Source organism: Pseudomonas fluorescens (assembly GCF_003732425.1).
Lineage (GTDB): Bacteria > Pseudomonadota > Gammaproteobacteria > Pseudomonadales > Pseudomonadaceae > Aquipseudomonas > Aquipseudomonas fluorescens_BE.
Genome location: NZ_MOBX01000013.1, coordinates 718,715 through 745,364 on the forward strand (window position 1 = coordinate 718,715; position 26,650 = coordinate 745,364).

A 26,650-nucleotide genomic window follows, 5' to 3' on the forward strand; every position below is an offset into this window, starting at 1 on the left:
GATGCCTTCTCTTGCATGCTCTTCTGCGAAGATCCTTTTCGAGAAGACAATGATTCGACCTTTCTACACCTCGGCTCCAACGTTCCTGTTCGGCTGCCTGTTCAGCCCTGTGCTGCTGGCCGACAACGCGCCACTACAACTCAATCAGCAAATCGTTTCCGCGCCGTCGGTGGAGTCCACCACCGTCGCCGACCTGGCCAGATTCGGCAGCAAGGTCGAAATCGTCACCCGCGAGCAAATAGAACGCGCCGGCCCCAGCGCCGATGTCAGTCGGGTCATGCAGATGTTCATTCCTGGCCTGTATGTGGCGCCGAAAAACGGCCCGTTCGACTACGGCACCTATTCGCTGTTGGGCGGGCGCAACGACGACACGCTGATCCTGCTCGACGGCGTGCGCCTGAACAACCGCCTGTACGGCGGCCTCTATCTGGACACCCTGCCGGCCAACGCCATCGAACGCATCGAAGTGCTCAAGGGTGGCCAGAGCCTGTTGTTCGGCACCCAGGCCGTGTCCGGCGTGATCAACATCGTCACCCGCAGCCCGCAGTCGCGCAAAGCCGCCGGCGAGGTGAATCTGGGCGTCGACAGCTTTGGCGGCACCACCGAAGACGCCCGCGTCGAAAACATCTTCACCAACGGCTTCGGAGATCTCGGCTTGCTGGCGTACGTCAGCCATAACGTCTCCGACGGCTACCAGCCGTATCGCAACCGCGACATGAAAAACGATTCAGGGAAGAACCGAGCCTACGAAGTCACCACGTTCGGCGGCAAGGCGATTCAGTCGTTCGACGATGATTCGCGACTGGAGCTGTTTTACCAATACGCCGACGCCAACCTCGATTTCGCCCGCCCGGTCGACAACCACAAGACCACCAACGACCGTGTGCAGCAGATCGCCACGGCGACCTTCGAGCAGACCGTCAACGAGCGGCTGAGCTACTTCGTCAAAGGCCATATCAACGACTGGGACACCCGCTACACCCGCGTCAACAACGTCAATGGCGGCGGCACCAAGGTCATTAATCTCAATGACTATTGGGGCTTCACCGACTGGGGGGTGCAGGCCGAAGGCAAGGCTGAATTGCCCGGCGGCCATGTGCTGGTGTTCGGCACCGACAATCAATGGTTCAAGGGTCAGGACGATGTGCTGATCATCGACAACGACAAGGCCGAAGCCCACGCGTTCTACACGCAACTGCGCCCGCAGATCGACGCCCTGCCCGACTGGCACCCGAGCATCGGTGTGCGTCACGAAGCCATGAGCGGTGGCGACGGCGCCACAGTCGGTATGCTCACTTCGCTGTATGACCTCAATGACAATTGGGCGGTGCGCGGCCAATACGGCAGCGCCTACAAACTGCCTAACGCCGAGCAATTGTTCGTCAATGAACCGGGCGACGAGATCGGCAATCGCAATCTGAAACCGGAAAAAAGCCGCAACGCGGAATTGGGTGTCGACTACAAAGGCTTTTTGCTCGACCGCGAATTCAGCGCCAGCGTGACCCTGTTCAAACGCAAGATCGATGACCTGATCACCCTCGATGACATTCAATGGGTCAACGGTGAAGGCCAAGTGCGCATGCGCGGTGTCGAGGCCGACGCCAAACTCGCGCTCAACGATCAGTGGAGCCTGCAAGCGGACATGACCCGCAACCTCACCGAATCGCGCAGCGGTGTGACCCTCAACGATATCCCGAGCTTCTTCGCCCGCTCGCGGCTTGGCTATGAATCGGAAAACCGCCTGTGGGGCGCCGGCGGTGCGATCCGTTATATCCGCGATATCAAGAGTTCGAAGCAGGTCGAGTACGGCAATTATTCCGTGGTCGACGCCGACGCATATCGCTACCTCGACAACGCCCGCCAGCACCGCGTGAGTCTGCTGGTGGAAAACCTCTTCGACCGTGATTACGTCACCAGCCGTTCGAACAACGTCGACAACCTCGGCCGGCCGTTCACTTGCGAAATGCGCTACACGTACCGCTTCTGATGAATGAGATCACAACCGTCGACGGCGTCGACACGCACCCGGACTGGTCGCAGGTGCCCGAGCATGCGCGCCATGTGTTGCTCTGCACCGGCCCGCGCTGCACCCAGCGCGGCGCCTTGCAGTTATGGAAAACCTTGCGTCGGCATTTACTGGCACACGATCACATCGAGACGCCGGGCGGGGTCTTGCTGACCCGCACGCACTGCCAGTTCCCGTGCAATCTGGGGCCGATTGTGACGGTGTACCCGGAACGTTGCTGGTATGGCGTGCGCAGCAAGGAAGATGTGCAGCGCTTGGTCGAGGGGCATCTGGTCGGCGGTAAGGTGGTCGCCGATTTGCTGATCAAGGAGCGAACATGAGCAGAGGATGGATGCTGTTGAGTGCCCTGCTCGGCGCGACTCCGACGCTCGCCGACAGTTACCGCAATTGCGGCGAGGAATGGACCGCAGCTCAGCCTTCGCGCATCGTCGCGCTCAATCAGCACGCGGCCGATATCATCCTGGCGCTGGGCGCCGGGCCAGCGTTGGTCGGCGTGGCCTATCTGGATGACACCGCTGCCGCTCAGCAGCCATCCGAGTATTTCGGTGTGCCGGTGATCGCGCGCCAGTACCCGGCCAGCGAAGTGCTTTACGCACAGCAACCGGATCTGGTGATCGGTGGTTTTGCCACAGCGTTCGGCGACGGAGTGACCTCTCGTTCGGGGCTGGCGCGCAATGGCGTCGCTTCCTATCTGCTGGAATCAGCCTGCAACGGGCACTCGCTGGATTACTTCGCGCAGGTGCGCAATGACTTGCTGACGCTTGGCAAACTGCTGCACAAACAGGCAAAGGCGCGGCAATTGAGTGAGGCCATGGACGCCGATCTCGCCAGCACCCGAGCGTTGGCCGGTTCGGGTAAGCCGCTGTCAGTGTTCTATCTCGACAGCGAAGTAAAAGGCCTCGACAGCGAAGGTCAACGCGGGTTTGTCACCCAGCTGTTGGCCGCTGCCGGTGCGCGCAATGTGTTTGCCGATATCAACCTTTATCGGGTCACCGTCAACAGCGAAATCCTGCTGGCCAGCAACCCCGACGTGATCCTGCTGGCCGACGCCGACTGGTCACCTGCCAGTCGCAAACGCTATCTGCTGAGCCACGACCCGGTACTGTCGCAACTGCGCGCGGTGCGTGAAAACCGAATGATCGACATCCCCTTCACGCACCTGCTGCCGACCTTCAACAGCGGTCGGGTCGCTCTGGAACTGGCCCGCCAGCTCAATGCCCTGAACAAAAATAAATGAACCCGCCGCACCCCACGCCACCTAACGAACAGACTATCAGGAGGTAGCCAATGCAAATCGAAACCGTGTGGATCGTACTGGCGGCAGTTCTTCTGCTTATCGAACTCTGGGCCATCAATCGGGTGCGCAAGAGCGAGGGCAAAGCGAGCAATAAAGGTGTGTGGATTGTGCTGATCGTGTTTGTGCCGTTGTTCGGGCTGATTGCCTGGGCGTTGGCGGGGCCCAAGCACGTGGTACAGCAGTGAGCATCAACGACAAGTTTTGAATCTCGCCGCCTAAGTCGTTACAAGAGGATGAGCTCGGCTTCGGCCGGGCTTTTTCTGGTTGCTCAAATCACCCACCCTGCTGCACGATCAGCCGTCGACAACAGGGAATGTTGAAATGGAACAGAAAGCACCTCAACGAATCGTGGTGATTGGTGCCGGCATCGTCGGCGCGTCCCTGGCGTATCACCTTTCACGCAAAGGCGCGCACGTCAGGTTGATCGAGGCCGGCGAGATTGCGAGCGGCGTGACCGGACGCTCCTTCGCCTGGATCAATACCACGTACGCCGGGGCTGATCCGATTGCGCCGTTGCGCGGTGCGGCCATCGAAGCGTACCACCGACTCGAAACCGAGCTGCCGGACTTGCAGATTCAATGGACCGGAGCGCTGTCGTACAGCGAATCTGCAGGACATCCTGCTGCTGCGACGCTGCTATCAGCTACCGAGGTGCTTGCCCGCGAACCCCACCTGAAGAATCCCCCACCCTGCGCGCTGTATCGCGCGGAAGAAGGCGCACTCGACGCCGTGCAGGCCACCCACGCCTTGATTGCCGGCGCCCAGGCGCTGGGCGCGCAATTGCTCACGCAAACCCGAGTGACCGGTTTCCAAACCTGCAACGCAGATGTCACCGGCGTTAATACTACAGCGGGCACGTTTGATGCCGACCTTATTGTGCTTGCCGCGGGGACCGGCACCCGGCAGTTGACACAGATGCTCAACGCCTCCCTGCCCATCGACGCATCACCCGCCATTTTCATCCGTTACACGGCCCAACCGGGCCTCGTCAGAGGCATCATCTCCAGCCCCTCAATGGAAATTCGGCAAAGTGCCGACGGCGCATTGGTGGCCGCTGAAGATTATCTGGGAGAAGCGTCGGGCAACTCGCCGACAGACATCGCCTGGCACACCGCCGAAGCCATACGACACGAGCTTCACGGCGTTGCTTCCATAGAGCCGCAAACCGTCGCCGTCGGATTCCGGCCCATGCCTGTTGACGGTATTCCCATCGTGGGCTTCCTGCCCGGCATTGGCGGGGTTTATGTTTGCGCGATGCATCCCGGCGTAACGCTCGCGGCAATCGTCGGGCGCCTCGCCAGTGAAGAGCTGCTGGATCGCCAGTCATCGGCGGCCCTTGCACCGTGCCGCCCAGAGCGTTTTTTTCTGAACTCCGGCACAGACAACGCGGCTCTTACCCGCTGAAAACCGGTCGCACTATCAACAACCACTCGAGAGGCACAGACGCACATGGACGTCATCAACACGTTACAACCCGCCGACTGTGCGGACATGCAAGATATTCGAAGTGAAATCGACCGACTCGATCAAGCGGTGATCAAACTGCTGGGCAAGCGCTTTCAGTACGTACTCGCGGCCTCGAAGTTCAAGACCTCGGCGACCTCAGTGCGGGCACCGGAGCGTTTTCAGGCGATGTTGGCAACCCGTCGCGACTGGGCCGAAAACGAAGGTTTGAATGCAGACGCCATTGAGAAAATGTACAGCGACCTGGTCAATCACTTCATTGCTGAAGAGATGAAGCACTGGGCAGCGGCGCAGACGGACAGCTGACTGCTTTGGCGCAATCTTCCGTTTGCGCCGTAGGCTGATAATCAAGGAGAGCAGCATTGACGCCCCCCAAGAACACCGCGTTCGCCTATCAGGAGGTCTACCACTACCTCGTCGGCCTGATCGAGGCGGCCAATTAAACGATAAATGTCGTCGAGATCAACGCGAAAATCTTCCATATATTGCCCAATTGCAAAGGATTCGAGCGCTCGATTATTCGCCTGACGTAAAAACATTCAATGCACAGATTTGCCTGAAAAAACGACCCAGCCGTACCTTGCTTCGTTGAAACACCCACAGAATTCGGGATGCATAATTTCGCCGTTTAACGCAGGATTGGAAGCCCGTGCAGCGCTCAAGGCGTATGTTCAACCACCCCGCCGGATCCCCCACACTATCAAGGAGCGCTATTCATGGAAGAAGTCATGACCTACCGAACCGCCACCGCCGAAGATGCTCTGGCGATGTGCGAGCTGGGCCAATTGCTCAACTCGGTCCACCACGCCGCCCGCCCCGATATCTATGCCGCCGCCACCCAAGATTTTGCCCGCGACTTGCCGCACTGGGCCGGGGTATTCGAGAAGCCCGGCCAGATCGTCTTCATCGCCAACGCCGGTGAGCGGCCCGTTGCGTTCATTACGGCCACCCTGTCCGCCAGTTCCGGCCCATTGATGCAACCGCAGAACGTGATACGCATCGGCTCGGTGTGTGTCGCCGAGCCGTTCTGGGGCAAAGGTATTGGTCGCGCGCTGATTCAACGCGTCAAGGACTGGGCCATTGAGCACGATGCGCAGGATTTGCGTTTAACGGTATGGCCGTTCAATGAGCGCGCGGTGCGTATGTATGCCGAGTTCGGCTTCGAGACCCGCGCCCTGGAGATGGGCGTGCGTTTGTGAGGAGCGGACAACTCAGAGCATGAATAACCGCTGCGAAATATCAGCACGAACCCTATCGGATGGTTCGATCCTGCCGACAACCTCATGGTGGGCTCCGAGAGGCTTTCACGACGCAAGTCCACCTCCACACAAGAGCCACTTTCCATTACGATTCAAGAGGCTGCACCCATGAGCAACGCCTGGAACGAAGGTTATTTCACGGATGAAGGCTACACCTACAGCTATAGCCGGGAAATCAATCCGGTTTTCCAGCGTTACTGCCTGTTGTTGCGCGGCGTTGCCGGTCTGGACAATCCCGACGGTTATCACTGCGAACTCGGCTTCGGTCAGGGTGTGTCGATCAATATCCACGCCACGGCCAGCCCCGGTGGCTTCGTCGGTACGGACTTCCACCCCGGTCAGGCAGCCCATGCTATTGAACTCGCAACGCTGGGCAACAACGGTGCGCGGCTGTATGACGACAGCTTCGAACAACTGCTGGCGCGCACGGATCTGCCACAGTTCGACAGCATCAGCCTGCATGGCATCTGGACGTGGGTCAGCCGCGACAACCAGAAGCTGATTGTCGAGTTCGCCCGACGCCACCTCAAACCGGGTGGTCATCTGTACGTCAGCTACAACGCATTCCCGGGCTGGTCGCCTGCCGCGCCGTTGCGCCAGTTGTTCAGCCTGCACGACCGCTTCGCCAATCATTCGACGCGGCCGGATCAGCGCATCGACGCCGCGTTGCAGTTTTCCGAAGCGCTGCTGGCGGCCAACCCCAAGTACGCCATGGCCGCGCCAAGTCTGGGTGCCCGGCTACAGACCATCAAAGGCCAGGACCGCCAATACGTCGCCCACGAATATTTCAATCGCGACTGGAACTGCATGTATTTCGCCGACATGGTCGATGCGCTGGCCCCGGCCAAGCTCGATTACGTGACGACGGCGGTGCCGCTGGATTCGGTCGATGCACTCAATCTGAGTGGCGAAGCCCTGGCCTTTCTCGACGGTGTCGAGCACCCGGTGATGCGTGAGCAGGCACGTGACTACTTCGTCAATCAGTCTTTCCGTCGTGATCTGTACGTGCGTGGTGCCAACCGGCTATGCGCAGCCGAGCGCCGGTCGCGCATGCTCAATACGCGATTTGTCCTGATGCAACCGGCAGAAACCGTAGCGTCCAGCGTCACCGGCCCCGCTGGCGAAGCGTCACTGCAAGCGGAAATCTACGGCCCGGTCCTCGATGCACTCGCGGGCCAGACGTATGAAGCCCAAACGATGCAGCAGTTGCTCGATGCGGTGTCGCCAATCGCCTATGACGATCTGGAACAGGCCATCGCCATTCTGGTCGGCATGGGCGCGGTAGCCCCTTGCCAGAGCGAAGCCGCCGAGGCGCTGGTGTACGAACGCTGCGCCGCGTTTAACCTGCAACTGTGCAAGCGCGCGCTGTTCAACGCGGACATTCAGGTGTTGAGCAGCCCGGTCACCGGTGGTGGCGTCATGGTCAGCCGCTTCCAGCAACTGTTTCTCATTGCAATCCGCCAAGGTAAACAACACCCGGCAGAGTGGGCGCAACTGGCGTGGAGCGTCATCGCCGAACAAAACGAAGTGTTGGTCAAGGACGGCCAACCACTGACCACTGCCGAAGCCAACATCGCCGCGCTTACCGAACAGGCCCAGGCATTCGCCGAGCAATCGCTGATCGTGCTGAGCGCTTTAAAAATCGTCTGATCGGGGTGGGGGGGTGCGCAGTGGTGCGGGAAGAAAATCTTAATCAAACGCCCCGTTGAGCACCTCATAAATCAGGCCGGTGGCCAGCGCGACCAGTATCAGGTCCGTGCCCACCTGCTGCCATTCGTACCCATCGTAATGCGGCAGATGACCGACCAGGCGTCCATCGAGCTTTTTCGCGATACCGGGCGGCAATGGTTTGCCGCGCGCAAGGTTCTTTTGAATGCCCGGTGGCAGCGCAGGCCCTGGGCTCCAGTAGTCGCGATAGCCGCCGACAATCCCGAGCACATTGCCGCGATCGATACTGGGGGCATGACCCCAGTCACCGCCGGCGTTGTTGCCCTTGTTGCCATTACCTTTCTGGTTCCCGTGGCCCTGCACGTTCTGCGAATTGCCCTTGCCATTGCCCTGCCCCTGACCTTTTCCGTTACCGGGATCAGCCAATGCCATCGCCGAGCTGAACACCAGCGCGAGGGAAGTAATAGTTGCAATCAACGTGCGTGACTTGGTCATGTGGCGCGCCTTCATGGTGGGTTGCTCCTGTGTCATCTTGACGTTACACATCAGCTTAGTTTATTCGGACTGGCCGCTCGTCGATTACAACCCAGTCCATCGACACTGCCTGACAGGAGCTATTTCATGGATTTGAAATTCAGCCACATCGACGTACTGGTCAACGACCTCGAAGAAGCCTGTGCCTATTACGCGCAGATCCTCAAGGCGCGGATCTCCACAACGCAGATCTGGAATCGTGGTGGCCTGCACGTGCGCTATGCCGTCGCGCTGATCGGTCAGGAACGCTTCATGCTGGTTCAGCCGCTGGCGGGGAATCTCAAGGATCTGTTGGATACGGTGGGCGAAGGCATGATTTACCGCCATTGCTACACGACTCCTGATATCGAGTTGGCCTACGACGAACTGCTCGCCAGCGGGGTGCAGCCAGAAGATGAAAACGGTCAGCCGCTGACCCGCGAGAACCTGCAATCGCCCTCCGGAGCCCGCATCATCTGGCTGCCCAAGCGCTTCGGGCATTTCTCGATCGAGATTCTTGAAGAGCAGGCGCTTGGGGCGTTTATCGAGGCGGCGTTTGCCTGAGGGTTGTGCGATATCCTTGTGCGCGACTTTATCGCGATGTGAGGAATGGGCATTGCCTTGGCCCGACGCTTACGTCAGGATTCGTCCCTTTTTGAGCGCAAGAGCAGGCCGGATAGAAAACATGAATCGTCAAAAGAAACTGCAGCAGCTGTTCAAGGAAAAGGCCAAAAAGGCCAGCGCCAAACTGGCACCGAAAAAGCCCAAGTACATCAGCAAGGCCGAGCGGGCGAAACTGGAGGCTGAGGCAGCGGTGGAACCAACCGATACCAGCGAGAGCTGATTCCTGCTCTACGAGAGCGGAGATGTTCAGCAGCGCCCGCTCGATACGGAGGTCTTTCTCCGCCACCCTCGCCTCGCTCCGTCGGCTACATCTTTTCGGTGCGGGCGAAGCAGGGAATACGTCAAGAAAGCGTTTTACACGCCAGCCACGCCCCCCAAAACAAACTGCTGAAAAACCGCGTCGCTTCGCCAAACCCGGCCTCATGCAACAGCGCCTGAACCGCCGCTTCAGAATGTGGCGGATCGGCGCCTTGCAGAATCTTGCCGAGCTTGGCCTTGACCTCCTCGGCACTGGCGCCCTGCTGCCGCCAACGCTGCGCCCACGCCTGAAGCAACAACGGTTGACTGGCATAGGCGTAATGATTGCCGGCGACAATCAGCGGCGCGCCCGGTTTGAGACGTGCCTGAATCGCTTGCAGGATCTGGCGCTTGGGTTCGTCACCGTTCAGATGATGGAGCACGCCGATCAACGTCGCCGCATCGAATGAGGCGGCAGCCGGCAGGTCTTCGACGTGGCCAAGAAGCACCTGGGTTCGGTGCAGTAAATCGTTGGCTTGCAACTGCGCAGTCGCGGTTTCCAGCATCGGTACGGAAGGGTCGACTGCGGTGAAATGCCATTGCGGCTCCAGTGCGGCCATCGCAATGATTTCCTGCGCCGTGCCGCCAGCGCCGACCACCAGTATGTTGGCCGGACGCGAGCCCAGGCTGGCCGCCAACATGCAGGCCGTCAGATCGTGGCAGGCGTCGTAGCCGGCCAGCGCGATGCGGCTTTGGCGGGCGTATTCGCTGGCGCGGGAGGTGTCAAATTTGGCTGCGGGATTCGGGTTCACGGCGAGGCTCCTTGTTTCTTTGACCTGAAGTTACGCCGTGAACTGAGATAAGAAAAATTCATTAATTTCATATGCTGCATTCCCATGTGGAATACGCCTTGAACACTCACTCATTAGTCGCATCAATAACAGCCATTAACTCAATGAAGTTCTCTTATCAGGCTCACGGCGTAAGATCGGCTCCAGACCCAACCACTACACCTCGGACCACACACTCATGAAACGCCAAGCCCTTCTCAGCATCGCTTTCTCGCTCTTCGCACTTAATGCTTTTGCCGCTGCCCCTGCTCAGCCTCTGGTCGCCGAGGGCGGTGCTGATCGTCTGCTGGAACAACGCACTGTTGCGGCGGCTACTCAAACCGACCCACTGTTCAGCGATGCCGTTGCCGCTGCCACCGAAACCGACCCGCTGTTCAGCGACGCCGTTGCCGAAGGTGGTTCCGACCGTTTGCTCGAACGCCGCGCAGTCTGAATGCAGCGCTTCACCGCAGTCACCGAAGAAAGGCCCGACCTCACCCGTCGGGCTTTTTGCGTCTGCAAGCTCCGCTCACCTGCCCTGCTCTGCGCGAAACTTTTCCTCGCCAATCGCCTCGATCACCTAACCTCATAGACTGTGTGATCAATTCGGGCCCGCCCCCCCATGCGCAACCCATTGAAGTCGTTGTTTTTTGTCGCGGTCATGCTGTTTATTGGCGGCAGTCCGGCGCTGTGGGCAGCCGATCTGCCGGCGCCGGCAACCACCGCCGCCGCGCCGCTGCCGGTGATTTCGCAAAGCGAACTGCAGGCCTTGCAACAACGCCTCGACGGCCTCAAACAACAGATTTCCGCAGCGAACAATTACAACCAGCTCGAAGGCCCGCAGGACCGGGTGCAGGCGTTCATTCTGGATATCGATCGGTTGTCGGCGGGACTGCTGCCACAGCAGGCGCAATTGGCGGTGCAGTTGGGAGTGCTGGGGGCGGCGCCGGATGCTGATCTGGCGGCGGAACAGGCGGATATCGTCGCGCAACGGGCAGCGCTCGCGGAGCAGAAAAGCAAGGTCGACGGAACGCTGAAGAGCCTAGCGGCATTGAAGCAGAGCGCGGCGGATCTGATTACGCAGATCGCCGGCATTCGCCGCACGTTGCTCGAGAGCGAATTGACCCTGGGCACTGACAGCGTGTTGAGCCCGTACTTCTGGTCGCCGCTGATAAGTCCCACCGATGATGATCGTCAGCGTCTGCGTTTTTTCGTGGCTCAAGTGCGTGACACCTGGGCCACAGTCTGGGCGCCGGGCGAAAGTTTCTTCACCAGTATCTTGGTGCTATTGGCGCTGGTCATCTGGACGGTCGGCCGCAGACTGGCCGAACGCGGTCTGACCTGGGTATGCATCTACCGCATGCCCGAGGGTCGCCTGCGCCGCAGTGCGCTGGCGTTCGCCTCGGCGCTGGCGACCATCGCCACCACCGCCATTGCCCTGCAACTGCTGTTCTACGCTTGCACCCGTCATCAAGCGTTGCCACCCGTTCTGGAAACCTTCTCCGAAGAGTTCGAAAAAGTCGTGTATGCCTGCGTGCTGCTCACCGGATTGAGCCGCGCGTTGCTGTCGACCGAGCATCCTTCGTGGCGCCTGCCGGCGATTGCCGATCAGGTAGCGCTGGCGCTCAAACCTTACCCGCGCACTCTGTCCTGCTCGTTACTGGTGCTGGTGACGCTGGTGCAGGTGAGCAATGCCACCGGCATGAGCAGCCAGATCGTGATTGCCGGCCGCGGGGTCATTTCGATCGTCGTGCTGGCGATCGTGACGGTCCTGCTGCTGCGCGTCGGCAAGGTGCGCAAGGCACTGGTCGCGGCCAATGATGCGGCAGCGGCGAACAGTACGTTTGCCGGGGTGATTTACACCATCGCCAGCGTCTCGATGTTCGTCTCGGCGATTGCCCTGCTCGCCGGCTACGTGTCGCTGGCGCGGTTCATCAGTTATGAGTTGGTGTGGGCGTACATCGTCTTGTCGGGTTTCTACCTGCTGGTCCAGTTGATCAAGGATGCCTGCGAGCATGTGTTTTCGCCCAGGCATGCGAGCGGCAAGGCGCTCAAACAGCTACTGGGCATCGGTGATCGACGCCTCGATCAGATCTCGATTCTGCTCTCCGGTTTCAGTCGGGCCGCGCTGATGCTGCTGGCGGTCATCGCTCTGTTTGTCGGCGGCATTGGCACCACTTTTGGGCAGTTGGTGAGCAATATCACAGCGATTCTCGGCGGCGCCGGGTTGCGCAAGCTGAACATCGTCCCCGGCCACCTGCTCAATGCGGTGCTGGCGCTGATGATCGGCATCTGGCTGATCCGCGCCCTGCGCCGCTGGCTTGACAATGAATTCCTGCCCAAGACCGAAATGGATCCTGGCATGTGCGCATCGTTGAGCACGTTGTTTTCCAATATCGGTTACGCGGTCGTGATTCTGCTGACGCTGTCGTCGCTGGGCGTGCAGTGGACCAATCTGGCGTGGATCGTCAGTGCATTGTCGGTGGGCATCGGCTTTGGTTTGCAGGAGATCGTGAAGAACTTCGTCTCGGGCCTGATTCTGCTCACCGAACGACCGGTGAAGGTCGGCGACTTGATCAGCATCAGCGGCGTCGAAGGCGACATCCGCCGCATCAACGTGCGCGCCACGGAAATCCAGCTCAGCGACCGCTCGATCGTCATCGTGCCGAACTCGCAACTGATCTCGCAGAACCTGCGCAACGTGACGCTGGGCGGCAGTGCGCAAGGCGTGGCGTCGCTGGAGTTGATGTTCCCGCTGGACATCGATCCTGAAGAGGTCAAGGAGCTGTTGCTCAACACTTACCGGGAGAACGAAACCATCCTCGACAAACCGGCACCGTTCGTGCGCTTCAGCAAGTTGTCGCCGGACGGGATTACCCTGACGGTGACCGGTTATGTGGGCAGCCCGAGGATCGTCGGGGTGACCAAAAGTGATTTGTTGTTCGAGATTCTCAAGCGCCTTGGAGCGGCGGGAATCGCGTTGGCGAAACCGGCCGGGACGACCTGATCGGGTTATTCCCGAAGCGCCTAAATGCCTGCCTTTTCGGTCTTTATTGGCGGTCAGAGCGCAACCTTATACTCGAGCGGTTCACCCATCGTTCAATAAGGATGTTCCATGCCTCAACGTCTTTTGCTGGCGGCCTTGTTCCTCGCCGTCGCCGGTTGCGCCAGCCCTCCTCCTGCCTCTGTTCACACCCATGATCCCGCCAGTTCGACCCTGCAAGGCGATGCCTCGCGGCCAGCGCAGGCGCAGTGGATTCGCACCGAGTTGTATTTTTCGGTGGGGTCGATTGATGGCAAGGACGGTGCGGTCAGTCCGGCGCGCTGGCGTGAGTTTCTTGATCAGGAGGTTACGTCACGGTTTCCCGATGGTTTCAGTGTGTTGGATGCCTACGGGCAGTGGCGGGATAAAGACGCGAAGGAGCCTGAGCGGTTAAGCACCAAGGTGATTGTGATCTTGCATGAGAACAGTGCGAAAAATGTGGCCAACATCGAGGCGATTCGCTTGGCTTACAAGCGTATTACCGGGGACTTGTCGGTGTTGCGGTTGTCGCAGCCGGCGGAGGTGTCGTTCTAGAAGCCCCTCACCCTAACCCTCTCCCCGAGGGAGAGGGAACCGATCCGGGGATATTGGAGGAATACGCCGACCTGAACGTGCTTCACTGAATCCATAATCGACCTCGACCTGTATTTGCTTCAAGCCATAATCGATTCGGTCTTTCAGGTCGATGTATCACGCAAGACACCTCGGTCGGCCCCCTCTCCCTCCGGGAGAGGGCTGCGGTGAGGGCTTGGCGTCAGTCGGCTCAACCCGGCCAGAATCACCGCCCCCACCAGCAACACCGCAATCCCCAAAAGCGCCCCATACCCCACCACCGTCACGCTGGAATACAGCATGTACAGGCACAAGCCGAAAAACAGCAGCGGCAACAGCGGATACAACGGCACCTTCACTGGCCGCGGCACCTTGGGAAAGCGCCGTCGCAGAATGATCAGCGCCACACTGCTCAGACTCAAGAACAGCCAGTACACCGGGGTCAGGTACTCAACCATGGTATTGAAACCGCTCTGGGTAAAACTGCCGAACAGCACCAGCAGCAACGCCACCGAACCTTCTGCCAGCAACGCTTTGCGCGGTACACCATCGCGGTCGTCCCAGGCGCCGAAACTGCGCAGTTGCGGCACATCGCGCGCGGCAGCGTAGGTGGTGCGGGCACCGACCAGCAGGGTCGAGTTGATGGTCGCGATCGCGGCGATACCGACCATCAGCAAAATCAGCAGGACACCCGGTGCACCGAATGCGCGGTTCAGTAACTCCACGGCCGGGGCATTGCTGGCCGCCAGTCCGGCAAACCCCAGACCTACGACAAACGCCCAGTTCAGCGCCAGATAGATCGCCATCAGCACGCTCAGCGCACCGAGCATGGCAATGAACATCCCTCGTCGGCCATCACGCACTTCTGCCGATAACGTCGCCGCGTCGCTCCAGCCACCGAACGCCAGAAAGACAAAAATCATCGCCGTCGAGAAGCCGGCCATGCCGGTGTTTTCGGCGCCGGGCGAGAGAGCAGGCGCAGGCGGTTCAATACCTTGCCAGACTAAAAAAACGCCGGCACTGGCAATGCTCAAAAAACCCAACGCCAGCAGCCCCACCAACAAGGTTTGAGTGATAAAACCAATGTGCTTGCCAGTGAGATTGAGCAGCACCAACGCGGCTATCACCGCACCGGCAAACAGCCCCGAACCGTACTGCCCCAGCGGCACCACCGCGTTGACGTAATCGGCAAACATGAACGCCGACAAGGCAATCCACCCGGTGTGCATCACCGAAAACCGCGACCAGGCGAACAAAAAACCCATGCGCTCGCCATACGCCGTGCGCAGAAAATGATAGTCACCACCCGGGTGCGGAAACGCCGTGGCCATCTCGGCAAAACACAGTGCACCGATCATCGACGCGACACCACCAAGCACCCACACCAGGTAGAAATGCTCCGGGCCAACGTTGAGTGCCACGGTCGGCGCGGTTTTCAGGATATCGGTGGTGATCACCATGCCCAGCGTGATCAGCAACGCCTGAAAAACCGGCAGATGCCGCCCCGGTCCCGCGTCAGAACCCATAGGTGGCGCGCGCGTAGTAGTAGGCGCCGTTGGTACCGATTGGCGAGAGCACGTCGTACGGCAGGTTGCCACCGTAGTTGATCGCCGAGCCGGAACGCTCCGGGTAGTTGTCGGTGAGGTTGTTGCCGCCCACGGCAATGTTGAATTTCGGGGTGAATTTGTAAGCCACCTCGGCGTCCAGTTGCCACACGGCACCGTAGGTTTGCTCCGGTTGCGAGTCACCGAAATCGAACACCCGGGTGGTCTCGCCCTGGCGCGTCAAGCGCCCGAGCAGGCCCCAATGCTCGCTGGCCCAATTGGCGGAAACGATGAAGCGATCCTTGGGCGCTGCGTCGGTCAGGGTGTTGGTTTCCTCGACGCCAACGAGGGCGTCATTGCCAATGCCCAGTGCCGTCAGTGGCGATGGCGTGCCTTTGGTGCTGGTGACTTTGGTGTGGTTGTAGGTGTACGCGGTGGTCAGGCCCAGTTGCCCTTCGTAGAACGGCTGATGGTAGTTGAGCACCAGTTCGGCGCCGTGGGTGCTGGTGTCCGCAGCGTTGGTGAAGAAGTTGACGTCGTGCACGCCGGCGACGCCGAAGTTGTCGTTGATGTAGTTTTCCAAGGCGTCGCTGCCAATGCGCTGCGACAAGGTGATGCGGTCTTTGACGTCGATGCGGAACACGTCCAGCGACGCGTCGAAGCGTTCGTTCAACTGGAAGGTCAGGCCGAGGCTGAAGTTCTTCGAGGTTTCCGGATCAAGCTTCTCGGCGCCCAGTGCGCGGGCGATCGGGTCGTTGACCGAGAGCACACGAATATCGGTCAGCGTGCCCCCATCGCCGAAGTTGCTGGTGGTGTTCTGGAAACCGCTCTGGGCCAGCGACGGCGCGCGGAAGTTGTTCGACACCGCGCCACGCAAGGCCCATTGTTCGGTGAGTTTGTAGCGACCGCTGAGTTTGCCGGTGAGTTTGCTGCCGGCGTCGTCGTAATGCTCCCAACGCGTGGCGGCATCGACGAACAAGCGATCGGTGAGATCGCCGGACAACTCGGCATAAGTGCCGAACACGTTGCGATCCAGATCCGACTCTTCGCTCGGGCGCAGGCCGTTGGCGCCGTCTGCCCCGGAGCCGATGTAAGAGGCCTGATCACCGGCGTAGGTCAGGTAGTTTTCGTAACGGTATTCGCCGCCGACCGCCAGTACGAACGAGCGCTCGCCGAGGCGCAGTTCACGGCTGAAATCGAGGTTGCTGGTGGTCTGGCGCAACTCGTAATCGCCGGTATCGAACTGGGTTGGCGAGTCTTCGCCGAGGCTGACGTTAAGCGTGCGCCGGGTCGAGCCATCGAAGCGGTTGCGACCGTGAGTGACGCTGCTGTCGAAGTCCCACTCGTCACCGATCAGGCCTTTGAAACCGGCGGTGGCGGAGACGTCCTTGTTGTCGCCGAGCGATTGCGGCAAATAGCCGTTGGGGTAGAACTGCGGTTGTTCGTACGGGTAGCGATAGAACTCGGCGCCGGTGGTGTGGCGCTGGTTGTAGGTGCCGAAGCTGTAGGCCTTGCCGCCCGCCAGCGGCAGCTCACTGTTGAACCAAAGGTTAACGTCACGCGCGACGCCGTCGCCCATTACATAGTTGCGCTGGCCGGGAGTATCGGCAAAACCGTCGAAACCGGCGCGGTTGGTCGGGTTGCGATCCTTGTATTCGGTGCCGCCACGGATAAACCCGCCCTCCTCGCCCAGGCGCGTGCCGATCTTCGCGGTGGTCACGCTGTTCTGGCCGTCGGTGGTGGTCTTGTCGATGGCGTCTTGATGGGTGTAATAGGCGCCATAACCGGTCGACACTTCGCCGCCCTCGGGGGCGTCATCGAGGATGATGTTGATGACCCCGGCAATCGCGTCTGAACCGTACTGCGCACCGGCGCCGTCACGCAGCACTTCGATGCGTTTGATCGCGCTGAGCGGGATCGAGTTGAAATCCACGGGAGCGGTACCGCGACCGATCTTCGAAGAGTCGTTGACCACCGCTGACGTATGGCGACGCTTGCCGTTGACCAGCACCAGCACCTGATCGGGACTCATGCCGCGCAGTTGCGCCGCGCGCACATGGTCGGCGCCACCGGAGTTGGATTGGCGCGGCAGGCTGAAGGATGGCAATAGCGTCTGCAACGCCGCGCCCAATTCACCGTCAGCGGCGCCAGCGGACTTGAGGTCTTCGGCGGTGAGTACGTCGACCGGCACTGGCGAATCCAGCACCGTGCGCGAAGTACCGCGAGTACCGGTAACCAGTACGGTGCCAAGTCGGGATTCGCTGTCGGCGCTGGCGGAGGTTTCTTCGGCGCTGGCCGGAAGTTGCCAGATGGCGGACACGACGGCAGCCGCCAGTAATGAACGGGAACGGTAATGCATATAACAGCTCCTTGAATCGCAGTTAATACCCGGCCGTTGCCAACAATAAAGTTTGGCAATCAATGCGCGGCAATGTCTGCTGTAGTTTTAAATTTCTGGAAGGCAGTGAAGGCTTTTTACGGTGAGTTGCAGTTTCCCCAGCGTGAGTCGTTTCCCCTTGAAACTCGATGCTAGACGAGCAGCTGCGGGGCGTAAAAGAACCAATAACGCTTAGGTTAGATCGCTCTAAAAAGTTGTTCTTAGTTCAACAGAAGTGTTGCTGAGCCAACACCTGAACCAACTAATCTACAACTAAGCAAGGTGCGGAATACATCACCCTGTGGGAGCGAGCCTGCTCGCGAAAGCGGTGGATCAGTCACCAAAAAGGCAACTGGCCCGGCCCCTTCGCGAGCAGGCTCGCTCCCACAGGTTGATCGTATTCCAATGTTTCAACAGGCTGCGTCCTGGAGTCTTAATCGAACTCTTTTTCCAGCCAGACATCCTCAGCGATATCCAGTTCATCCCCACTGAATCGCTGCTCGGCAAACGGATCAGCGTGCAGGTGAAAGCCGTTCTGCTCCCAGAAACCCGGCTGTTCCTGTTCAACAAATTCCAGCCCGCGCAGCCACTTGGCACTCTTCCAGAAATACCGCCCCGCCGCCACCAGCCGTAGCGGCCAGCCATGTTGCGCGCTCAACGGCTGGCCGGCGTAGTGGGTGGCCAGCAGAGTGTCGGAGTGCAACAGATCATCCAGTCGCAAGTTAGTCTGGTAATCGTGGTCGGCATGGGCCATGACGAAAGCCGATGTCGGTTGGATATCGAGCGCCTGCAACAAATCCTGCAGATGCACCCCGCTCCATTCGGTGTCGAATTTCGACCAGCGTGTCACGCAATGAATATCGCAGCGAAGTTGCCGTTGCGGCAGAGCCTGCAGATCGGCGTAACGCAATTCGATCGGCCGCGCGAGCTTACCGAACAGGCGCAGCGACCAGTTGACGAGGTCGTATTCCGGTACTTCGCCTTCGTGGAGGATTGGGAATCGCTCCGTCAGCACTTGGCCTGGAGGCAGTCGATTGCCAAGCGCCGGATCGGATTTCGGGGAACGGCTTTTGCGTAAGCGGTCAGCTTTGTTGTGCATGTAAGCTCCAGAACTTCCTCAGTTTGCGCAACTACGCGTTACCCCTGTGGGAGCGAGCCTGCGCGCGAAAGCGGTGGGTCAATCAACAGAGATATCAACTGATCAGACCTCTTCGCGAGCAGGCTCGCTCCCACATGGGCGATGTCGTGACAAATGTTCTAGTTGGCCACTGGAATCCACGAAGCCCGCGCGACATTCGCGGTATCACCGAAGCTCGGGAGCTTCTGCGCCAGATCTCGAACGTTCTTCACATCCAGATCCAGCAACTGCTGACGGGTAATCAGCGTCGGCGGTACCAGCACCTGATGCCCCGGATTTTCCCCGGCAATCAACATCGCCAGACTGCGCACGCTGATCGCCCCGGCCACTTGCGGGTTGACCGCCGCCGTCGCCGCCCAGGCGCTGTCCGGCTCTTTCATGATCTGAATATCAGCGGTAGAAATATCGGCGCTGTAGATCTTCACCTTGCTCGTCAGCCCTGCCTCGTCCACGGCGATTTTCGCGCCTTTGGCGAACTCATCGAACGGGGCAAAAATCACGCTGATGCCCGGGTTGGCGCGAAGTACGGCGCTGGCCTGATCCGCCACCGAGTTGGCGATCGGCGGATTCAACGTGCCGAAGCGCGCCTTCTCGACGATCCCCGGATTGGCCTTCTTCACCTGACTCCAGATTTCGTCGCGGCGCTCCATCGGCGTAAAGCCGCTGATATACACATAGCCGGCATCGAACTTTGTGCCGTTGTCCTTGACGGCTTGATCCAGCGCCAGACGCGCCAGCGCATGGTGATCCTGCTCGACCTGGGTCACTTGCGGCGTGTTCAGATCAACATCGAAAGCGACGACTTTGATGCCTTTGGCAATCGCCCGGTCGATCGGCGCTTTCAGGGTTTCGGCCAGGCCGAGCTGAACGATGATGCCGTCCACACCCAAATCGATCGCCTGATCGATCATCTCGCCCTGACTCGCCGCTTGCTGCCGGGCATCGAATACCCGCAGGTTGGCACCGAGCGCTTCGGTCTGTTGTTCCACGCCACGCAAGTACGCCTCGGGGAAGTCCCCGGAGAACAAATAACCGACCAATGCAATCTGTACCTGACCTTTGTCGAACGGCGCCGGTGCGCCGGGCAAGGCTTTGGCCTGAGCGCTCAGCGCCACGGCCGAGAGCAACGCGCCGGCGAGGCAATGACGGGCAAATTGCTTGATTGAACCGTGCATACAACTTCCTTGAATGAAGCGGCTCAACGCGCCCGATGCGCGAGGCCGAACGTGAACATCAGGGCCAGCACCAACACCAGTCCCTTGACGAAATCCTGCGCGTAGTAAGGCGCGTTAAGCATGGTCAGACCATTGAGCAGCGCCGCCACCAGCAGCGCGCCGACCAGCGTGCCGAATGCGTTAGGCTTCTTCGCGCCAAGCACGGCAAAACCGATCAACGCGGCGCCGAGGGCATCCAGCACCAGGCCATTGCCCGAGCTGACGTCGCCACGACCCAGGCGCGCCGCCAGCAACAAGCCGCCCAGCGACGCCAGCAATGCCGAGAGCACGTAAGCCAACAACTTGAAGCGCTGCACCGGCGCACCGGCCAGTCGCGCCGCTTGCTCGTTGCCGCCAATGGCATAGAACAAACGACCAATGCGCGTGCGTTCGAGAAATAACCACACCGCGATCGCCACCACGCTCGTGATCAACACCGGAATCGGCACTACCTCCCACAATCGCCCGCGCCCCAGTGCGAGAAACGCAGCACTGAACGTACCGTCGGTTTCCTCACCACTGGGCAAGGTCATGCCCACTGCAATCGAACGTCCGCCAGTGGGAATCAGTTGCACGCCGATCACCAGGAACATGCTGCCCAGCGTCGCGAGAATGTCCGGCACCCGCAGTTTGACGATCAGCCAGCCGTTGAGCAGGCCGACCAACGCGCCGCCCGCCAGACTGATCAACACCGCTGGCACCGCGCCCCAGCCGAGCACGACCATCACGTAACTGGCGATCATCAGGCTCATCGCCGCCACCGCGCCAATCGACAGATCGAGGCCGCCGACGGCCATGGTCAGCGTGACACCCAGCGCCAGCAGCGCGACGATTGATACCGATTGCAGGATGCTGAAGAGGTTGCCGACGCGCAGGAATGCTGGTTCCGCCACGCTGAAAAACACCACGATCAGCGCCATCAACCACAGCAGGCCGTAGCGGATCAACCCGTGCAGCAATCGCTCAGTGCGCGCCGGCTCGGTCGATAACAGTGAACTTGAATCAGGCACTCGCTCTGCTCCTTGGCGTGGCTTGAAGGGAATGTTCGGTCACGTCGTTGCCGGCCAACGCGGCCACCAGATCAGCGCGATTAAGGCCGGCACGCGGGTACTCGGCGACCACCGCATAATCGCGCACCAGCAGGATTCGGTCGGCAATTTCCAGGGCTTCATCGACGTCGGCGCAAATCACCAGCGTCGCCCGGCCCTTGGCGCTGTCGCGCAGCAGTTGGCCGATGTCGCGGCGGGCGCGCACGTCGACGCCTTGAAAAGGTTCATCGAGGATCAATACCCGGCCTTCGCCGAGCAGCCAGCGACCAAGCAAGACTTTCTGTTGATTACCGCCCGACAGTGCAGTCATCGGCACATCGATGCCGGCAGTCTTGATCCCCAGCGCCGCCACCTGTGCCTCGACCGCCGCGGCTTCGGCGCGGTTGCGGATAAAACCGCCACGGCTGAAGCGTTCGAGAAACGGCAAGGTCAAGGTCCGGCGCAGGGAAAAGTCCGGCACCAGTGACTGACTGGCGCGGTCTTCGGCGGCGAAGAAAACCCCGCTTTGAATGGCCTGGCGCGGTGAGTTTGCGTGCCACGCAACACCATCCAGTTGCACGCGGCCCGACAGCGCTTTACGCAGGCCGAACAGCACCTCGGCGATTTCACTTTTACCGGCGCCCAACAGCCCGGTCAGCACCACCACTTCGTTTTCGTGCAGGGTCAGATCGAACGCGGCAGAACGCGACAGAATTTGCATGGCGTTGAGTTTCAACACCTCGCGCCCGGCCACGCGCGGCTGATAGACATGCTCGGCCAGTGCCTGCCCGAGCATGGCGCCCACCGCTCCTGGCAATTGCCGCGCCGTGAACTCGCCCGCGAACTGGCCATCCCGCAGCACGATGGCGCGATCGGCCACCCGTTGCAGGTCGGAGAGTCGATGGGAGATGTACAGGATCGCCACGCCGCGATGGCGCAATGTGTCGATCAAGGCAAACAAGCGCTGCGCCTCGGCATCGGAGAGCGCTGCCGTCGGCTCATCCAGAATCAACAGACGCGGCTGCAACGCCAATGCCCGGGCGAGCACCACCAACTGCCGTTCAGCCTGGCCGAGAAGTTCGATCGGCTGCTCCAGCGGCAAGGTCAAACCCAGCCCGGCGGCAATACTCGCGGCGCGTGCCAACAGGCGTTGGCGATTGAGCCAGAAGTCCGCATCCGGTTTGCACAGTTCATCGAGCAGGAGGTTTTCCGCGACGCTCAAACCCGGCGCAATGCCCTCGTTGATCTGCTGGTGCACCGCAACGATACCGAAGCGCCGCGCCGACAGCGGCGAAGTGAATTGACGCGGCGCGCCCTCCAGCCAGATCTCGCCCGCGTCGGCGGTCTGGCTGCCCGCCAGAATCTTCACCAGGGTCGACTTGCCGGCGCCATTGGCACCAAGCAGCGCCACTACCTCGGCGGGAAAGATGTCCAGGCTGACCGCGTTCAGCGCCCGGCTCGCGCCAAATACTTTGCTTAGCTCACGTACACGAATCAGCGGTTCGCGTACGACGGCAACCGGCACACTCATACAATTCCTTAGCGGCGATGCGCCAGCGAACGAACCCATCGATCGCCCAGGCTTTGCACGCCCTGAACGAGGATCACCAACACCACCACCGTGGCAACCATCACTTCATTGTTGAAACGCTGATAGCCATACCGGATCGCCAGATCACCCAGCCCACCGCCGCCGATCACGCCGGCCATCGAGGAAAACCCAATCAGCATCACCAACGTCAACGTGATCCCGGCCAGCAAGGCCGGCAGCGCTTCGGGCAACAACACTTTGAAGATCACATGGCCGATGTCACCGCCCATGGCGAGGATCGCTTCGATGCGGCCCTTGTCGACTTCGTCCAAAGCGTTTTCGACGATGCGGGCGAAGAACGGAAACGCGCCAATGGTGATCGGCACTACCGCGGCGGTGCTGCCCAGCGTCGTGCCGACCACCAGCCGCGTCAGCGGGATCAGGGCGATCAGCATCACCACGAAGGGCAGTGAGCGGCCAAGGTTGACCACGCCACCCAGAGCAGCATTGAAGCGTGGCATCGGCAGCAGTCCGTCGCGGCGACTGATAAACAGCAACACGCCCAGCGGCAAACCGATCAGCAGCGTGAACAGCCCTGCGAGCAGAACCATGTACAAGGTTTCACCGGTGGCGTTGAACACCAGTTGCAGGATTTCATCCCAATTGACCGTGCGGTTCATGAGTGCGCCGCCCTTACGCCATATTGCTTGAGAAAACTCAGACCCGGCGCAGCGTGACCCAGCGGCAAGCCACAAGTCGGTCGCAGCGAGGCACCCAATTGCGATTGCGGATCGGCCAGCAACCGTGGCACTGGACCGGCCTCGACCAAACGCCCATTGGCCATGAACGCGGCGTGATCGCAGATCGCCTTGACCACCTCCAGTTCATGGGTGATCAACACGATGGTCACGCCGAGTTGCCGATTGATGTCGCGCAGCAATTGCAGGATCGATTCGGTGGTTTCCGGGTCGAGCGCACTGGTGGCCTCGTCCGAAAGCAGGTACGCCGGTTCTGCGGCGAGGGCGCGAGCGATGCCGACGCGCTGTTTCTGGCCACCGGACAACTGCGAGGGAAAGGCTTGCGCTTTGTCACTCAAACCGACCAGTTCCAGCAGTTCGCGAACGCGCACATGGCGCCAAGGTTTGCCCACCTTGGCGATCTCCAGCGGCACCGCGATGTTGTCGAACACCGTGCGCGAATGCAGCAGGTTGAAGCCCTGGAAGATCATGCCGATGCGCTGACGCTGGCGGCGCAGGTCGCTGACCGACAGCGTCGTCAGGTCGACGCCATCCAGCAGGATCCGTCCGCTGTCTGGACGTTCGAGCAGGTTGAGGCAGCGCAGCAGCGTCGACTTGCCCGCGCCGCTGCGCCCGAGAATCCCGTAGACCGCGCCGTCGGGAATGCTCAGCGAGACTTGATCGAGTGCCGGTTGCGCGGCCGAAGGATAAGTCTTGCTCAACTGCTCGACGGCGATCATGGCTTGTCGCCCGCCACTGGAATCACCGAACCGGCAAAGTGCTCGGTGATGTACTTGGCCACTTGTGGCGAGGTCAGGTCCTTGGCCAGTTGCGCGATGCGCGGATCGTTTTCGAGCCTGGGCGTGGTCACCAGAATGTTCGCGTAGGGATTGTGCTCGGCCTTCTCCAGGCCCAAGGCATCCTTGGCCGGCACCAGCCCGGCGTCGAGCGCGTAGTTGCCGTTGATCACGGCCAGATCGACGTCGTCCAGCGAGCGCGGAATCTGCGGCGATTCGATCTCCAGGATCTTCAGCTGTTTCGGGTTTTCGGCGATGTCCTTGGGCGTCGCCTGATCCGCTGCCGGGTCGTTGAAGCCGGGCTTGAGCTTGATCAGGCCATTGTCCTGCAACAGGTACAGCGCGCGGCTCAGGTTGGTGACGTTGTTGGGCACGGCGACGGTGCCTTTTACCGGCACGTCGGCGAAGCTTTTGTGCCGGTGCGAGTAGATGCCCAAGGGTTCGATATGCACCGTGGCCGCCACCGCGAGTTTTTCGCCAAGCGCCTGTTCCTGGGATTTCAGGTACGGCAGGTGCTGGAAGTAATTGGCGTCGACATCACCGTGCACCAACAGCTCGTTGGAGTTCACCCCGTTAGGGATCTCGATGACTTTGAGATTGAGTTGCGGATCGATTTTCTGGATGTACGCGAGAATCTGCGCGTGGGGCACCGGATCGGCGGCGACGCGCAACGGTTCCAGCGCCTGCACACCGAATGAAGTCACCAGCGCGCCGAGCACGGCCAGGGTCAAACCTGCTTTCTTGATCATGTGCGGAGTCCTTGAGCGAGTGATGAGTCAGGCGGATTGACGAGCCGGCGGTGGCGGCAGCAGCGCATCGGCGTAGAAGCGCTGGGCGACATCGGGATGCGAGCGCAAACGGCCCTTGAGGTAGTTCCAGCCGACATCGCGAAACAGTGGATTGAGCGGATCACTCGCCGGCCCGCGCGCCTCGCGCAACAGTGCGGTGGGCAGCGGATACAGCGGCACCACGGCATCCAGTTGCGCGCCGAGGAAGAACGCGACAGACAGGCGTTCACTGCCTTCGGGCGGCGACACCACCCGGTGCACCGTGGCACGCAAATAACCGTTGCTGGCCAGTTCGAGCAGTTCGCCGATATTCACCACCAGGGTGTTTTCACGCGGCAACGCGTCGATCCAGCGCCCCGCTTCGATCTCGACCTGCAGACCCGCCTGCTGGTCTTGCAGCAGGAAGCTGAGGAAACCGGAGTCCTTGTGCGCGCCGACACCCTGATGGCTCGACTCGCTCGCCTGACCGGGATAGCGCATCAGTTTGATGTGTTCGTTGGGTTTGTCGCCGTAGAGCTGATCAAACGCATCGGCGCGTAGCGACAGTGCCTGCGCGAAGGCACGTAGCAGGCGCAACGACATCCGCGTCATCGCCTCCTGCCATTCAAGCAGCAAGGGTTTCAGTTCCGGCAGTGCCGCCGGCCATTGATTGGGGCCTTGCAGCCGCGCCCAAAACGGGCTGTCCGCCTGCAAGGGCAGCGCCTCGCGCTCGGCGCCCAGATCGAACTGTTCACGCAGATCGGGCTGGCCACGGGTGATCTCCGAAGCGGCACGGTTGTACCCGCGAAAGTGCGGTGAGTTGATCATGCCGACGGCGGTTTTGTCGCTGTCGGGCAAAGCGAAGAACTGTCGGGCGTGGGCCTGTACCTGCTTGAGCAAGTCGCTGTCGATACCGTGACCGGTGAGGTAGAAGAACCCTACATCGCGGGCGGCGTGGCGCAGGTTTTCAAGAAATTCGTACCGCTGCTGCGCCGTGCCTTCGAACAGCGACAGATCCAGCGTCGGCAATGTGGTGATGTCGAGGGTATGCGGCATGATTCACTCCCGTGTGAATCAAACCTGAAGAACCTGTGATCGATTCAGCGTGCGCCGTCATGGCAATCGGGGTCTATCGGTTTGATGCGTGTTGATTCGTCGTTGAGACAAAACTAAACGATCTTAAAAAAGCGTAGCCAATATCTTTTTCGCATTACCTTAGGCCTGATTTCCCCTCTCCCCAGCCCTCTCCCGAGGGAGAGGGAGCCGACCGCGTCGTCCTGCGTTAGACATCGACCTGAAAAAGCGTGTTGATTATGGATTCAGCAAAAATCGTTCAGGTCGGCGTAGCGTTTAAGATCACCTCGGTCAGCCCCTCTGCCTCCAGAAGAACGTTGGAGTGAGGGCTTTAAACTATGCCTACACTCGCCGAAGAAATGGCCTACGCAACCAAGAAATCAAATATATAAAAATCCTACTTTTGACAGCCTTTAAAGAACAAAAAAAGCCCGTTCCAGTCGAAACTGAAACGGGCTTCTCCCACCTCAACGGCCGTTACTTCAGGTCGTCAAAATGGTCTCGCAGGAACTCGTAAAAGCGAAATGCTTTAAACAATCTCCATACAAGGCTCAGCGTACGCAGCAACAGCTTCATACGTTTTGGCCTCCAGGGCTGGGGGCCAAACCTCCGGCAAGCTTACCGGACCATGCTTGCCTTCAGCCTAAATGTCAGTTCGGCTAGTGAGGCGGCCGGTTGAAAACCCTCTGAGCCAATCATCCCGGCACGGGTGCAAAACCGTGTCAGAGGGAATGAAACCGTTAAGTTTCCAGCCAGACCTCACCGCAGAGCCAACACCTGAGCGCCGACATCATAACCTTCAATTAATGGGTCTCACGCAGAGAGAATTCTCGCTTTTGTAAAACGTTATTTCTGTCTGTTTATCTGAAATAAACAAGCCTGGAAAAAATCGTTCAAAAGACCAGATTACCGTTGCAAGGTGGCACCAAG

At 60.1% G+C, this 26,650-nt stretch carries 25 protein-coding genes; 13 read left to right on the top strand and 12 right to left on the bottom strand.

The window, feature by feature from the left end:
• Positions 1–49 precede the first annotated feature (49 nt).
• The 8 genes from BK670_RS13695 to BK670_RS13730 all read left to right on the top strand — a co-directional run bounded on the left by BK670_RS13695 (position 50) and on the right by BK670_RS13730 (position 7,696).
• Positions 50–1,987, top strand: a complete 1,938-nt coding sequence (locus BK670_RS13695; RefSeq protein ID WP_123450269.1) for a TonB-dependent receptor plug domain-containing protein — start codon at positions 50–52, stop codon at positions 1,985–1,987.
• Positions 1,987–2,346, top strand: coding sequence for a (2Fe-2S) ferredoxin domain-containing protein (locus BK670_RS13700; protein ID WP_123450271.1), 360 nt, complete (start codon positions 1,987–1,989; stop codon positions 2,344–2,346). The genes BK670_RS13695 and BK670_RS13700 overlap by 1 nt, the downstream gene beginning before the upstream one ends.
• A complete protein-coding gene (locus BK670_RS13705; protein WP_123450273.1) occupies positions 2,343–3,263 on the top strand; it encodes an ABC transporter substrate-binding protein in 921 nt (306 codons plus the stop codon). Before BK670_RS13700 ends, BK670_RS13705 begins: the two co-directional genes overlap by 4 nt.
• 50 nt (positions 3,264–3,313) lie before the next feature.
• Entirely contained in the window at positions 3,314–3,508 is a 195-nt protein-coding gene (locus BK670_RS13710; RefSeq protein ID WP_123450275.1) for a PLDc N-terminal domain-containing protein, read from the top strand.
• A 136-nt stretch (positions 3,509–3,644) separates the two neighbouring features.
• Positions 3,645–4,727, top strand: coding sequence for an NAD(P)/FAD-dependent oxidoreductase (locus tag BK670_RS13715; protein ID WP_123450277.1), 1,083 nt, complete (start codon positions 3,645–3,647; stop codon positions 4,725–4,727).
• Positions 4,728–4,772: 45 nt separating this feature from the next.
• Positions 4,773–5,093 carry an isochorismate lyase gene (locus BK670_RS13720; RefSeq protein WP_123450279.1) on the top strand — a complete coding sequence of 107 codons (321 nt, stop codon included), beginning with the start codon at positions 4,773–4,775 and terminating at the stop codon, positions 5,091–5,093.
• A 410-nt stretch (positions 5,094–5,503) separates the two neighbouring features.
• Complete coding sequence (locus BK670_RS13725) at positions 5,504–5,986, top strand: GNAT family N-acetyltransferase (RefSeq protein ID WP_123450281.1); 483 nt, start codon at positions 5,504–5,506, stop codon at positions 5,984–5,986.
• Between the two features lie 168 nt (positions 5,987–6,154).
• On the top strand, positions 6,155–7,696 hold the full coding sequence (locus BK670_RS13730) for a methyltransferase regulatory domain-containing protein (RefSeq protein WP_123450283.1): 1,542 nt from the start codon (positions 6,155–6,157) through the stop codon (positions 7,694–7,696).
• Positions 7,697–7,735: 39 nt separating this feature from the next.
• Here the strand turns inward: BK670_RS13730 and BK670_RS13735 are convergent, their stop codons facing one another.
• Entirely contained in the window at positions 7,736–8,209 is a 474-nt protein-coding gene (locus BK670_RS13735; protein ID WP_185036788.1) for an anti-virulence regulator CigR family protein, read from the bottom strand.
• A gap of 126 nt (positions 8,210–8,335) precedes the next feature.
• Between BK670_RS13735 and BK670_RS13740 the strand changes: the two genes are divergently transcribed.
• Both BK670_RS13740 and BK670_RS13745 read left to right on the top strand, forming a co-directional pair.
• Entirely contained in the window at positions 8,336–8,791 is a 456-nt protein-coding gene (locus BK670_RS13740; protein WP_123450286.1) for a VOC family protein, read from the top strand.
• A gap of 121 nt (positions 8,792–8,912) precedes the next feature.
• On the top strand, positions 8,913–9,071 hold the full coding sequence (locus tag BK670_RS13745; RefSeq protein ID WP_123450288.1) for a DUF2986 domain-containing protein: 159 nt from the start codon (positions 8,913–8,915) through the stop codon (positions 9,069–9,071).
• A 121-nt stretch (positions 9,072–9,192) separates the two neighbouring features.
• On the opposite strand, the gene BK670_RS13750 is transcribed toward BK670_RS13745, so the two are convergent.
• Positions 9,193–9,900: a class I SAM-dependent methyltransferase gene (locus BK670_RS13750; protein WP_123450291.1), complete on the bottom strand. Its 708-nt coding sequence runs from the start codon at positions 9,898–9,900 to the stop codon at positions 9,193–9,195.
• A gap of 217 nt (positions 9,901–10,117) precedes the next feature.
• On the opposite strand from BK670_RS13750, the gene BK670_RS13755 reads away from it, so the two are divergent.
• The 3 genes from BK670_RS13755 to BK670_RS13765 all read left to right on the top strand — a co-directional run bounded on the left by BK670_RS13755 (position 10,118) and on the right by BK670_RS13765 (position 13,495).
• The gene (locus BK670_RS13755) at positions 10,118–10,372 is read left to right on the top strand and encodes a hypothetical protein (RefSeq protein WP_123450293.1); all 255 of its coding nucleotides are present in this window, start codon (positions 10,118–10,120) and stop codon (positions 10,370–10,372) included.
• A gap of 168 nt (positions 10,373–10,540) precedes the next feature.
• Positions 10,541–12,925, top strand: a complete 2,385-nt coding sequence (locus BK670_RS13760; protein WP_123450295.1) for a DUF3772 domain-containing protein — start codon at positions 10,541–10,543, stop codon at positions 12,923–12,925.
• A gap of 108 nt (positions 12,926–13,033) precedes the next feature.
• Positions 13,034–13,495 (top strand): DUF3574 domain-containing protein, encoded by a 462-nt coding sequence (locus tag BK670_RS13765; protein ID WP_123450297.1) that lies wholly within the window; start codon positions 13,034–13,036, stop codon positions 13,493–13,495.
• Positions 13,496–13,638: 143 nt separating this feature from the next.
• Here BK670_RS13765 and BK670_RS13770 read toward each other — a convergent pair whose 3' ends face one another.
• From BK670_RS13770 to BK670_RS13815, 10 genes are all read right to left on the bottom strand, one after another.
• The gene (locus BK670_RS13770) at positions 13,639–15,039 is read right to left on the bottom strand and encodes an APC family permease (RefSeq protein ID WP_123450299.1); all 1,401 of its coding nucleotides are present in this window, start codon (positions 15,037–15,039) and stop codon (positions 13,639–13,641) included.
• Positions 15,029–17,416, bottom strand: coding sequence for a TonB-dependent receptor plug domain-containing protein (locus BK670_RS13775; RefSeq protein WP_123450301.1), 2,388 nt, complete (start codon positions 17,414–17,416; stop codon positions 15,029–15,031). Before BK670_RS13775 ends, BK670_RS13770 begins: the two co-directional genes overlap by 11 nt.
• Before the next feature lie 451 nt (positions 17,417–17,867).
• Positions 17,868–18,533: a sulfite oxidase-like oxidoreductase gene (locus tag BK670_RS13780; RefSeq protein ID WP_123450303.1), complete on the bottom strand. Its 666-nt coding sequence runs from the start codon at positions 18,531–18,533 to the stop codon at positions 17,868–17,870.
• 158 nt (positions 18,534–18,691) lie between these two features.
• Positions 18,692–19,747, bottom strand: a complete 1,056-nt coding sequence (locus tag BK670_RS13785; RefSeq protein WP_123450305.1) for a substrate-binding domain-containing protein — start codon at positions 19,745–19,747, stop codon at positions 18,692–18,694.
• A 23-nt stretch (positions 19,748–19,770) separates the two neighbouring features.
• Positions 19,771–20,796, bottom strand: coding sequence for an ABC transporter permease (locus BK670_RS13790; RefSeq protein WP_123450307.1), 1,026 nt, complete (start codon positions 20,794–20,796; stop codon positions 19,771–19,773).
• A complete protein-coding gene (locus BK670_RS13795) occupies positions 20,789–22,345 on the bottom strand; it encodes a sugar ABC transporter ATP-binding protein (protein WP_123450309.1) in 1,557 nt (518 codons plus the stop codon). The genes BK670_RS13790 and BK670_RS13795 overlap by 8 nt, the downstream gene beginning before the upstream one ends.
• A gap of 8 nt (positions 22,346–22,353) precedes the next feature.
• Positions 22,354–23,025 (bottom strand): methionine ABC transporter permease, encoded by a 672-nt coding sequence (locus BK670_RS13800; RefSeq protein WP_123450311.1) that lies wholly within the window; start codon positions 23,023–23,025, stop codon positions 22,354–22,356.
• On the bottom strand, positions 23,022–23,822 hold the full coding sequence (locus BK670_RS13805; protein ID WP_123450313.1) for a methionine ABC transporter ATP-binding protein: 801 nt from the start codon (positions 23,820–23,822) through the stop codon (positions 23,022–23,024). Before BK670_RS13805 ends, BK670_RS13800 begins: the two co-directional genes overlap by 4 nt.
• Positions 23,819–24,628, bottom strand: a complete 810-nt coding sequence (locus BK670_RS13810; protein WP_123450315.1) for a MetQ/NlpA family ABC transporter substrate-binding protein — start codon at positions 24,626–24,628, stop codon at positions 23,819–23,821. Before BK670_RS13810 ends, BK670_RS13805 begins: the two co-directional genes overlap by 4 nt.
• A gap of 27 nt (positions 24,629–24,655) precedes the next feature.
• The gene (locus BK670_RS13815) at positions 24,656–25,702 is read right to left on the bottom strand and encodes an isopenicillin N synthase family dioxygenase (protein WP_123450317.1); all 1,047 of its coding nucleotides are present in this window, start codon (positions 25,700–25,702) and stop codon (positions 24,656–24,658) included.
• Positions 25,703–26,650 lie beyond the last annotated feature (948 nt).

Excerpts from the sequence above, each read along its gene's own strand:
- BK670_RS13695 (WP_123450269.1), top strand. The coding sequence starts at position 50 with ATGATTCGACCTTTCTACACCTCGGCTCCAACGTTCCTGTTCGGCTGC.
- BK670_RS13700 (WP_123450271.1), top strand. The coding sequence starts at position 1,987 with ATGAATGAGATCACAACCGTCGACGGCGTCGACACGCACCCGGACTGG.
- BK670_RS13705 (WP_123450273.1), top strand. The coding sequence starts at position 2,343 with ATGAGCAGAGGATGGATGCTGTTGAGTGCCCTGCTCGGCGCGACTCCG.
- BK670_RS13710 (WP_123450275.1), top strand. The coding sequence starts at position 3,314 with ATGCAAATCGAAACCGTGTGGATCGTACTGGCGGCAGTTCTTCTGCTT.
- BK670_RS13715 (WP_123450277.1), top strand. The coding sequence starts at position 3,645 with ATGGAACAGAAAGCACCTCAACGAATCGTGGTGATTGGTGCCGGCATC.
- BK670_RS13720 (WP_123450279.1), top strand. The coding sequence starts at position 4,773 with ATGGACGTCATCAACACGTTACAACCCGCCGACTGTGCGGACATGCAA.
- BK670_RS13725 (WP_123450281.1), top strand. The coding sequence starts at position 5,504 with ATGGAAGAAGTCATGACCTACCGAACCGCCACCGCCGAAGATGCTCTG.
- BK670_RS13730 (WP_123450283.1), top strand. The coding sequence starts at position 6,155 with ATGAGCAACGCCTGGAACGAAGGTTATTTCACGGATGAAGGCTACACC.
- BK670_RS13735 (WP_185036788.1), bottom strand. The coding sequence starts at position 8,209 with ATGACCAAGTCACGCACGTTGATTGCAACTATTACTTCCCTCGCGCTG.
- BK670_RS13740 (WP_123450286.1), top strand. The coding sequence starts at position 8,336 with ATGGATTTGAAATTCAGCCACATCGACGTACTGGTCAACGACCTCGAA.
- BK670_RS13745 (WP_123450288.1), top strand. The coding sequence starts at position 8,913 with ATGAATCGTCAAAAGAAACTGCAGCAGCTGTTCAAGGAAAAGGCCAAA.
- BK670_RS13755 (WP_123450293.1), top strand. The coding sequence starts at position 10,118 with ATGAAACGCCAAGCCCTTCTCAGCATCGCTTTCTCGCTCTTCGCACTT.
- BK670_RS13760 (WP_123450295.1), top strand. The coding sequence starts at position 10,541 with ATGCGCAACCCATTGAAGTCGTTGTTTTTTGTCGCGGTCATGCTGTTT.
- BK670_RS13765 (WP_123450297.1), top strand. The coding sequence starts at position 13,034 with ATGCCTCAACGTCTTTTGCTGGCGGCCTTGTTCCTCGCCGTCGCCGGT.
- BK670_RS13770 (WP_123450299.1), bottom strand. The coding sequence starts at position 15,039 with ATGGGTTCTGACGCGGGACCGGGGCGGCATCTGCCGGTTTTTCAGGCG.
- BK670_RS13775 (WP_123450301.1), bottom strand. The coding sequence starts at position 17,416 with ATGCATTACCGTTCCCGTTCATTACTGGCGGCTGCCGTCGTGTCCGCC.
- BK670_RS13780 (WP_123450303.1), bottom strand. The coding sequence starts at position 18,533 with ATGCACAACAAAGCTGACCGCTTACGCAAAAGCCGTTCCCCGAAATCC.
- BK670_RS13785 (WP_123450305.1), bottom strand. The coding sequence starts at position 19,747 with ATGCACGGTTCAATCAAGCAATTTGCCCGTCATTGCCTCGCCGGCGCG.
- BK670_RS13795 (WP_123450309.1), bottom strand. The coding sequence starts at position 22,345 with ATGAGTGTGCCGGTTGCCGTCGTACGCGAACCGCTGATTCGTGTACGT.
- BK670_RS13800 (WP_123450311.1), bottom strand. The coding sequence starts at position 23,025 with ATGAACCGCACGGTCAATTGGGATGAAATCCTGCAACTGGTGTTCAAC.
- BK670_RS13805 (WP_123450313.1), bottom strand. The coding sequence starts at position 23,822 with ATGATCGCCGTCGAGCAGTTGAGCAAGACTTATCCTTCGGCCGCGCAA.
- BK670_RS13810 (WP_123450315.1), bottom strand. The coding sequence starts at position 24,628 with ATGATCAAGAAAGCAGGTTTGACCCTGGCCGTGCTCGGCGCGCTGGTG.
- BK670_RS13815 (WP_123450317.1), bottom strand. The coding sequence starts at position 25,702 with ATGCCGCATACCCTCGACATCACCACATTGCCGACGCTGGATCTGTCG.